A 739-nucleotide genomic window follows, 5' to 3' on the forward strand; every position below is an offset into this window, starting at 1 on the left:
CCGAGGCTGGGCGCATCCCCAACCTTGTTCCTCACCTGCGCACCGAGGACTACACCACCTATGTGCGGGTGGGGTTGCGGTTGGGGGTGGATCATTTGGGTCTGACCACCGCCAAGGGCGTGCGCTCCATCTTCATCATCACCGACGCCACAGGTGAGGCCAACGTGTCCTATGAGCGCACCATGGTCTCCCGAGAGTTGCGGGGGTTGTTGGAGGCCGGGATCCATATCACCTGGATCACCTTCCACCCCCAGGGGGAACCGCCGGACCCCACCGATCTGGATTGGTTGCCCCAGGGCGTGGCCCGTATGCCCATCACCGGTCAGCACCACGTCGCCCGCGACCTAGCCGCCGCCATCGGAGGCACCCTCACCCACCACACCACCAACCACCCAACCCCACCCGCGTCCACACAGTTCCCATAAAGTCAATCACCAATCGAAACCCAGGGCGCTTCACCACGTACTCACCGTCAAGAACAACCAGCCCGGTGTGCGTAAGACGTTCAAGAAGCTGCCGTGGAAGGACGTCCTGTCCACCTCCTCGGTCGACATCTCTCACGGGCGGCGGGGGCGACACACCATTAAAGCGGTCGAGGCCCCCACCTGGGCGGTCTTCCTCGGGGCGGCTCAGGTGGTCCAGGTCCGACGCACCAGAGCGAGTCGTCAGGCTGCTTGTTTAGCTAATCACCTGAATCGACTTTGCCGCCCCCTGGTGAGGGTGGTTGTGTGGGGTGTTG

At 63.5% G+C, this 739-nt stretch carries 1 protein-coding gene and 1 pseudogene; both read left to right on the forward strand.

Going from position 1 to position 739, the window contains the following annotated elements; all coding sequences use genetic code 11:
• Positions 1-425: hypothetical protein (locus tag FK256_RS14210; protein ID WP_170197988.1), on the forward strand; the 425-nt coding region annotated here is incomplete at its 5' end.
• A gap of 67 nt (positions 426-492) precedes the next feature.
• A pseudogene (locus FK256_RS14485) lies at positions 493-739 on the forward strand (hypothetical protein); the annotation flags it as partial.

Source organism: Actinomyces johnsonii (genome assembly GCF_006546835.1).
Lineage (GTDB): Bacteria > Actinomycetota > Actinomycetes > Actinomycetales > Actinomycetaceae > Actinomyces > Actinomyces johnsonii.